This window comes from Verrucomicrobiota bacterium (assembly GCA_016871535.1).
GTDB lineage: Bacteria > Verrucomicrobiota > Verrucomicrobiia > Limisphaerales > SIBE01 > VHCZ01.
Map to the genome: position 1 here is coordinate 24,241 of VHCZ01000046.1, position 7,989 is coordinate 32,229.

The 7,989-nt window shown below is 60.6% G+C and carries 8 protein-coding genes; 7 read left to right on the forward strand and 1 reads right to left on the reverse strand.

Going from position 1 to position 7,989, the window contains the following annotated elements; translation table 11 throughout:
- The first annotated feature begins 44 nt into the window (after positions 1–44).
- The 5 genes from FJ398_08585 (at position 45) to FJ398_08605 (ending at position 5,487) form a co-directional block, all read left to right on the forward strand.
- Positions 45–1,916 carry a squalene--hopene cyclase gene (locus FJ398_08585; GenBank protein MBM3838009.1) on the forward strand — a complete coding sequence of 624 codons (1,872 nt, stop codon included), beginning with the start codon at positions 45–47 and terminating at the stop codon, positions 1,914–1,916.
- 742 nt (positions 1,917–2,658) lie between these two features.
- Positions 2,659–3,885: a 4-hydroxy-3-methylbut-2-enyl diphosphate reductase gene (locus tag FJ398_08590; protein MBM3838010.1), complete on the forward strand. Its 1,227-nt coding sequence runs from the start codon at positions 2,659–2,661 to the stop codon at positions 3,883–3,885.
- Between the two features lie 9 nt (positions 3,886–3,894).
- Positions 3,895–4,110 (forward strand): type II toxin-antitoxin system HicB family antitoxin, encoded by a 216-nt coding sequence (locus FJ398_08595; protein MBM3838011.1) that lies wholly within the window; start codon positions 3,895–3,897, stop codon positions 4,108–4,110.
- A 3-nt stretch (positions 4,111–4,113) separates the two neighbouring features.
- On the forward strand, positions 4,114–4,335 hold the full coding sequence (locus FJ398_08600) for a type II toxin-antitoxin system HicA family toxin (GenBank protein ID MBM3838012.1): 222 nt from the start codon (positions 4,114–4,116) through the stop codon (positions 4,333–4,335).
- Between the two features lie 6 nt (positions 4,336–4,341).
- Positions 4,342–5,487: a deoxyguanosinetriphosphate triphosphohydrolase gene (locus tag FJ398_08605; GenBank protein MBM3838013.1), complete on the forward strand. Its 1,146-nt coding sequence runs from the start codon at positions 4,342–4,344 to the stop codon at positions 5,485–5,487.
- Here FJ398_08605 and FJ398_08610 read toward each other — a convergent pair.
- A complete protein-coding gene (locus tag FJ398_08610; GenBank protein MBM3838014.1) occupies positions 5,466–6,149 on the reverse strand; it encodes a hypothetical protein in 684 nt (227 codons plus the stop codon). The two genes, FJ398_08605 and FJ398_08610, sit on opposite strands and share 22 nt — an antisense overlap.
- A 143-nt stretch (positions 6,150–6,292) precedes the next feature.
- On the opposite strand from FJ398_08610, the gene FJ398_08615 reads away from it, so the two are divergent.
- Positions 6,293–6,715: a hypothetical protein gene (locus FJ398_08615; protein MBM3838015.1), complete on the forward strand. Its 423-nt coding sequence runs from the start codon at positions 6,293–6,295 to the stop codon at positions 6,713–6,715.
- Positions 6,716–6,766: 51 nt separating this feature from the next.
- Entirely contained in the window at positions 6,767–7,633 is an 867-nt protein-coding gene (locus FJ398_08620) for an isocitrate lyase/PEP mutase family protein (protein ID MBM3838016.1), read from the forward strand.
- The last annotated feature ends 356 nt before the right edge of the window (positions 7,634–7,989 follow it).

The following is a 7,989-nucleotide window of genomic DNA, read 5'->3' on the forward strand; positions in this document are numbered from 1 at the left end:
ACGATTTAACAATTTCACACAGCGGCACCCCTGTGATCGCGGGAGTGAAACGAACTGAGTTTCGGCGACGTCTCACGGCCGCTTTGACCCAAGCGCGCCGGGAATTGCTCGGCGCCCGTGCACCCGGCGGCCATTGGGTCGGGGAACTTTCCAGCAGTGCCCTTTCGACTGCCACCGCAGTCTGCGCCCTTGCCACCGTTGAAAAACATTCCGCACTCCGCACTCCGCACTCCGCACTCCTGATCGAGCGCGGACTGGAGTGGCTCGCCCAACACCAGAACTCCGACGGCGGCTGGGGCGACACGACCATCAGTGTTAGCAACATCAGCACGACGGCATTGTGCTGGGCGGCGTTCGGGATCGTGCAGGGGAGCGACGCAAAGTTCCGAAGCGTCGTTGCGCGCGCGGAAAACTGGCTGGCTGAAAGGGCTGGAGGGATCGATCCTGAACACCTTGCGCCGGCCATCATCCGGCGCTACGGAAAGGATCGCACTTTCTCCGTTCCGATCCTCCTGACGTGCGCGCTGGGCGGACGACTGGGGCCGATGGCCGGGGCGTGGCGCCGGATTCTGCCGCTGCCCTTTGAACTGGCGGCTTGCCCGCATCAATGGTTCGCGGCGCTGCGGCTGCCCGTGGTCAGCTATGCGTTGCCGGCGTTGATCGCGATTGGCCAGGCGCGGCATCATCACTTGCCTTCGAGAAACCCTCTCGCGCGCTTTGTCCGGGCTCTGACGCGGAGCCGGACGCTCGCCGTTCTTCAGAGCATTCAACCTTCGAGCGGCGGATTTCTGGAGGCCACGCCGCTGACGAGCTTCGTCGTCATGAGCCTCGCCTGCGCCGGGAATGTGGCCCATCCGGTCACAAGACACGGCCTCGAATTTCTCGAGAAATCGCCGCGTCCGGACGGAAGCTGGCCCATCGACACGAATCTGGCGACGTGGGTCACCACGCTCGCGCTCAATGCGCTCGGGCCGCGGCCAGCGATTGATTCGGGAGTGAGCGCGCTGGCTTTGGAACCCAACGATCTCCGGGCCATCCGAGAATGGCTTCTCGCGCAGCAATACCGCGAGGAACATCCCTACACGCACGCCGCGCCGGGCGGCTGGGCCTGGACGGATTTGCCGGGAGGCGTTCCGGATGCCGACGACACAGCCGGAGCATTGCTCGCGTTGCACAGTCTGGGCGAGATCGGTGACTCGACACGCGCCGCGGCGCTGGCGGGGATCCATTGGCTGTTGAACCTCCAGAATCGCGACGGAGGGATTCCCACGTTCTGCCGGGGCTGGGGCGCGCTGCCGTTCGACCGCAGCAGCCCGGATTTGACCGCGCACGGCTTGCGCGCCTGGGCGGCGTGGCGCGCGGACGTCCCATCAAACGTGCGAACGCGGCTCGATCAGGCCACCGTTCGAGCGGTGGAATACTTGCGGCAAACCCAGCGCGAAGATGGCTCGTGGGTTCCGCTCTGGTTCGGAAATCAATTCGCCCCGGACGACCAGAACCCGACCTATGGAACCGCGCGCGTCGTGCTCGCACTGGAAAAACTCGCGGCGCTCGGAATCAAATCAGGCGAGGGACCGCGGTCGCGGGGAATCGAGTGGTTGGTGCGCGCGCAGAATCCGGACGGCGCCTGGGGCGGCTTCAAGGGCGGTCCGGGTTCCGTCGAAGAGACCGCGCTCGCGCTGGAGGCCCTGGCAAGCACAACCAAGAACGGCGCTGGCCAAGAAATGGGAGAAGTCCGGTCTGCGATCACGCAGGGCACGACCTGGCTGGTGGAACAAGTGGAGAATGGAACCTGGAAGAATCCATCGCCGATCGGTTTCTACTTTGCCAGGCTTTGGTACCACGAGCGGCTCTACCCGATGGTTTTCACGGTCGGCGCTTTGAACGCCGCGGAACGGTCCTGTCGCGAGGGTTGAAGCTGATCTGCGGTCAATGGCTGCAGCGGGGCGCTGATTCGGAAACTCTCCTTCGATCTTAACAAAACCGAGTGACGACGCTAACCAATACACCAAAAAGGCCATGGCGAAGAGCACGGCGGCAAATGCCAAGAAACTCGCCGCAATCTGCCAGTGTTTAAGACAAGCCTCGTTCACCGCCAATCGAACCACCATGCGCCGTTCCCTTTTCGGCAAGCTCGCAAGTTCGGGAATACTCTCTTCCCACAGCGTTTTCATCCTGGTTTTCTGCTGGGCAAAGCCGGTGCCCAAGAAGTCCGCGGAGTGAGGTGGGGGGCGCTGGTTCGACGCTCCATGACCCCTTAGCCCGACTGGGATCGGTAGTCGCGGCTCGTGGTTCGAACTCGGCGCAGCCTCGCCGGATGATCGCGAGGAGGAAGTTAATCCAGGGCGTGATTTCGTGCCGGCCTTCATGCCCAGTGCGTCCACGAGTTGTCGCCCATTAGAGCGCGGTCAGTGATCGCCGTCCACGTAGCGCAGAGTTCCACTCTGCCGTATCGCAGATTTGGAATCTGCGGCACACCGGCCAATCCGGCGCGGTCGGGTGAGTTTGTCGCGTAGCTGACTACAAGTCAGCGATACAGCAGATTGAAAATCTGCGCTACGCTTCACCGCCAACTTGCGGACGCACCTTTCATGCCGGCGCGGCGAAATCCTGTCTCGACGATCCGGCGGGCACTGTTAGACTCCGCACCATCGAATTATGTCAACCCTAGCGCCGAGTGCGCCGCGAAAGATCAATCTCCGCCGGCCCGATGTCATGGCCGCGGTCCAGGCTCAGGTGCTGTCGCATTACCGAAGCGAATTGATCGACCAAATTCGGGCGAAAGGCCTGGTCGTGTCCGCGGAAGGGCGGCTCACGGTCAAGCTGGCCAAGGAGTTCGGGTTTTGCTACGGCGTCGAGCGCGCGATTGACCTCGCGTACGCGGCGCGGAAGGTCTTTCCCGATCAGCCCATCTACATCCTCGGCGAGATCATTCACAACCCGGAAGTCAACGACCAGATCCGGGCCATGGACATCAAGTTCCTTTCCGGCAAGGAAAGGAACGCCAACCTCGACGACTTGAAGCAAGGCGACGTGGTGATCATTCCCGCGTTCGGCGCCGAGACTTCGACGATGGAAAAACTGGAAGCGAAGGGTTGCCTCTTTGTCGATACGACTTGCGGGGACGTGATGAGCGTCTGGAAACGCGTCCGCCAGTACGCGAACGACTCGGTCACGAGCATCATCCACGGCAAAGCCTGGCACGAGGAAACGAAGGCCACGAGTTCCCGCGCCACGGCCAGCGGCAAGGGGCATTACCTGGTCGTCTTCACGCTGGCCGAGACGGACTACGTCTGTCACTACATCCTGACCGGCGGCAACAAAGCGGAATTCCTCGAGAAGTTCAAAGGCGCGTACTCGCCCGGCTTCGATCCGGACGTTCATCTCCAGGCCATCGGCGTGGCCAACCAAACGACGATGCTGCGCGGCGAAACCGAAGAAGTGCAGCGCCGGCTCAAGGCGGCCATGGAGAAAAAATACGGCGCGGTGGAACTGGACAAACATTTCCGGTTCTTCGACACGATCTGCGGCGCGACGCAAGACCGCCAGGATGCGCTGGAGAAATTGCTGGCCGAGCCGCTGGACCTTTTGCTCGTCATCGGCGGCTACAATTCGTCGAACACGTCGCATTTGGCGGAGATGGGCGAAGCGAAGCTGCCGACTTTTTTCATCAAGAACGCCTCGAAGATGATCTCGGACGGTTTGATCGTGCACTTCGACCAGCACACGCACGCGGAAATCGAAACCAAAGCCTGGATGCCGCCGGGCCAAATCACGGTGGGCGTAACAGCCGGCGCGTCGTGTCCGAACAATTTGATCGAGGACGTGATCCGGCGGCTGTTTGAGCTGCGCGGCGTGGCGGTGCAGAATTTGTTGGCGAATTAGAAGGCGTTTATGATGTTTCATGTCAATCTGGAGAAGGCCGAGGACGGTTGGATTGTCGCGGAGTGTCCGGCGCTGCCGGGATGCGTTTCGCAAGGCCTCGATGAAAAGGAGGCTCTCGAAAACATCAAAGAGGCGATTACAGCTTGGCTTTGGGCCGAAGACCAGAAGGCGAATGCGAAACGGTCACGCCGATCCCGGCAACGGTCGGTCGTGGTGGCTGTGTAGGCCGTGGGCAGGTTGGCGAACATTTCTGGCAGAGAAGCCGTGCGCGTATTTCACAAAGCCGGGTGGCAGAAAGCCGGACAGGTTGGCAGCCATTTGGTGATGGTTAAGCCGGGTGTGAAAGCGAATTTGTCCATCCCTCAACATCGGGAACTCTCTGCCGGAACCCTGCGGGCATTGATCCGGCACTCCGGTTTAACCGTGGAGGAATTTCTCTCTCTGCTCTGATTTCCGATGGCCTGCTGTCGCGAAGAGCTTGAGAAGCGTGAGCGCCGCTTCCTCGCGCCCTGCGCGCAATTCAGCGCCGAAACCCGCGGGCGGAAGTTCGACGAGCCGCCTCCGGAGTGGCGCACGCATTTCCAGCGCGACCGCGACCGCGTCATCCACTCGCGCGCGTTCCGCAGACTGGAATACAAAACCCAGGTTTTCCTGAACGGCACCGGGGATCATCTGCGCACCCGCCTCACCCACACCATGGAAGTGGCCGCGGTCTCGCGCAATATCGCCCGCGCGCTGCGCTTGAACGAGGACCTGGCCGAGACTATCGCGCTCGCGCATGACCTGGGCCATCCGCCCTTCGGCCACAAAGGCGAGACGGTGCTCAACAAGCTGATGAAGAATCATGGCGGATTCGAGCACAACCTCCATAGCTTGCGCATCGTCGAGGAACTGGAGCAAAAGTATCCGCTCTTCCCCGGTTTGAATCTGACCTGGGAAGTTCGCGAAGGACTCGCCAAACATTTCACCAGCTACGATCATCCCAGCCGGCGCGCAGGATTCGAGGCCAAATCCTCCTCGCTCGAAGCGCAGGTCGCCAACCTCGCCGACGAAATCACTTATTACAGCCACGATCTGGACGATGGACTGGATGCGGAGTTGCTGAACGAAAAGGATCTCCGCCGGAATGCGCGCATTTGGGGGGAAGCCGCGCGGACCGTACGGAAGGAATACGGCGATTTGCCCGACGAATGCCGCCGCTACTTCATCATTCGTTGCGTCATCGATGGCCAGGTGAAGGACGTCGTTTCCACGACGGAACAGCGGTTGAAAAATGCCGGCGTTCAGTCCGCGGACGAAGTCCGTCTTTTTCCCCGAGCGCTCGTTCAATACAGCGCGTCGCGCCGAAAGCAGAATCGGGAGCTGCGCGATTACCTGTACCAGAACCTTTATTACAACCCGAAAGTTCACGAACCGAACTTGCGCGCCGTGAGAATGATCGAAGAGCTTTTCCGGTATTGCCTGGCGCATCACGAAGCGGTCGGCGAACAATCCCGCAAACGCGCCCGCCAGATCGGCTGGCCCCGCGCGATCTGCGACTACATCGCGGGCATGACAGATCGGTACATTAGCCTGGAATATCAGCGATTGGTTGTCGGTTGAGGAGGCCCGCTCCGGGAAAGCCGAGTTTCGTCTGGATACGTGGTCCGCAGTTTCCACCATCCATTGCTCAGGACCGTCGCTTCCAGAGGCATGAACGCCCCTTTCGTCGTGAGTTTGTGTCCGGCGAGAACTTGAGCCAACAGCACCAAGTCTTCCACCGCGTGTTGGTCCCGGGGAAGTTTCCAGACGCGGGCTTTGCCATCTCGATATGCTGCGACCAGGTACCGGCCATCTGCGGACAGGCTGCCCTCAGCGGCTTCAGCGGAAAGCGAGAGAAGGGGGGTGATTGGCTCCCCTGTCGCTGCGTCCAGAACTCTCGGCCGCCTGTTCTCATCCAACCTAAAGACCATCGTGCCGTCCCGACTGAAGGAAGTGCCATTGGCCAAATTCTTGAAGAAGGGAGTCAGCAACTCGCCTGTGCGGGCATCCCAAACGGCTCCCACGCCAAAGCCGTCTGAAGCCCTGGTCGAGACTCGCCGACCGTCCGAACCAAATTCAGCGCGCGTGATCCGGCCGCCGTGCCCTCTCAGAACAGCGATGAACTCGCCTGACTGAACATTCCAGATGGGCACAGTGCCATCATCGGCCCAGCCAGCGAGTCGTTGACCGTCTGAACTGAAAGTCAGGCCGTTCAATCCAGCAGCATATGTGAGCTCCCGCACCCTCGATCGAACTGGACATCAAGAAAAGTCCGCTCTGGCCTTATTGCCAGTCCACCGCGATATGGAAATGTCCGGCAGACCGTTCCGCAGTCAAACCGAGCTCCGGCCCATTCAAAGGCCAGCCTGTGCCGCGGGTGCGCAGCATGTCGATGAATTATTGGTTCGGCGCAGTGGATGGAATCGACCTCTATGAATATGTTTGGGGACGCGGTTGGCGGATTTACAACCGGTTTGGAGATCTGATTGATCCGGGGCCGTCGCGAACCTTTGTGCTCCTGGACGCGCGCGAAGACGGCATCACCAGCGGAGGCTTCGGTGTCAATATGGCGGGCTATCCGGATCAGCCGACCAAGACCGCGTTTTTCCAGGATTATCCCGCTAGTTACCACAACCGAGCTGGCGGATTATCCTTCGCGGACGGGCATTCGGAAATCAAACGCTGGCTCGACCCGCGAACGATGCCGCCGATCAAGAAGGGCGGTTTCCTCTCCTTCGATCCCGTGGCGTCGTCCAATAACAAGGACATCCTCTGGATGCAGGAACGAAGCACGAGAAAAATCCAATGAGCCGCCGTTTTCTCAGTAGAGAAAATTCCCCGATTGCTGCACGATGCCGGCATGAACCAGAGCAGCGGCCCTAAACGCCTTCGCCAACTCCTCACCCAATCGGGCATCATCCGCAGCCTGGGAGCGCACGATGTCTTCACCGCCCTCGTTGTCGAGCAAGCGGGATTCGAAACGGTCTTCATCGGCGGCTTTGGGACCAGCGCTTCCATGCTCGGTCTGCCGGACATCAACTTCCTTTCCGTGAGCGAAATGGCCGATGCCGTCCGCCGCATGGCGGCGCGCGTTTCCATACCGGTCATTGCCGACGGCGATACCGGCCACGGCGACCTGCACAACGTCCAGCGGACGGTCGAACTGTTCGAGTCCGCCGGCGCCTCGGCGATCTTGCTGGAAGATCAGGTGATGCCGAAACGCTGCGGCCACTTCGCGAACAAACAGGTCGTCCCAACTGAGGAAATGGTCTTGAAAATCAAGGCGGCCGTCCGCGCCAAAAGCGACCCGAGCTTTGTGATCTTCGCCCGCACGGATGCCCGGCAAATGAACGGGCTGGATGACGCGATCGACCGCGTCAACCGCTGTTGCGACGCCGGAGCGGACATCGCCTTCATCGAAGCGCCCGAATCGCTGAAGGAACTGGAAGAGATTCCGAAGCGTGTCAAACACCCGCTGTTCGTCAACATGCTGACGGGCGGTGTGACGCCGATCTTGTCCGTCAAGGAACTCGAACAGCTCGGCTACAAAATCGTGGTGTGCCCCATCGAATCGCTCATGGTTTGCGCCCGCGCCATGCGCGACCTGTGTGAGTCGTGGAAGACAACAGGCCGCGTCGATAAACTGGCGACGGCCGCGATGAGCTTTGCCGAGGTGAAGAAGTTGCTCGGGGTGGAGGAGTTTTTGAAGTTGAGGGAACGGCTCTAAGGGACTGTGCAAAAATAACTTCCGGTTTTGGCGGGAGCGCCGCCTGGCCGGATGCAAGGCGCGAGGAGGGAGCATCCCCGTTTTGGGGCTGTGACCGACGAGCAACGCCGCAGCCGGCCAGGCCCCGCCCCGCCCCGGAAGGCTGGGGATCGCGATGAACTTTACCGAAAAGCGCATGAGCTTCGCCCCAAACATTCAGCCATCCTGTTTACGGGCAGAACGCCGAAAGATATGGCCATCGATGGATTGCTTGGTCTGGACTTCCTGAGAAATCGAATTCTGACCATGGACTTCAAAAGGGGCCGGATTTCGCTGAGGCGCTTTCGTGATGGCGCCTAAATCTGGACTAAAGTTAT

Bases quoted from the DNA above. Each gene is read 5' to 3' on its own strand.
- FJ398_08615 (MBM3838015.1), top strand. From the start codon at position 6,293: ATGTCGATGAATTATTGGTTCGGCGCAGTGGATGGAATCGACCTCTAT.
- FJ398_08605 (MBM3838013.1), top strand. From the start codon at position 4,342: ATGGCCTGCTGTCGCGAAGAGCTTGAGAAGCGTGAGCGCCGCTTCCTC.
- FJ398_08620 (MBM3838016.1), top strand. From the start codon at position 6,767: ATGAACCAGAGCAGCGGCCCTAAACGCCTTCGCCAACTCCTCACCCAA.
- FJ398_08595 (MBM3838011.1), top strand. From the start codon at position 3,895: ATGATGTTTCATGTCAATCTGGAGAAGGCCGAGGACGGTTGGATTGTC.
- FJ398_08590 (MBM3838010.1), top strand. From the start codon at position 2,659: ATGTCAACCCTAGCGCCGAGTGCGCCGCGAAAGATCAATCTCCGCCGG.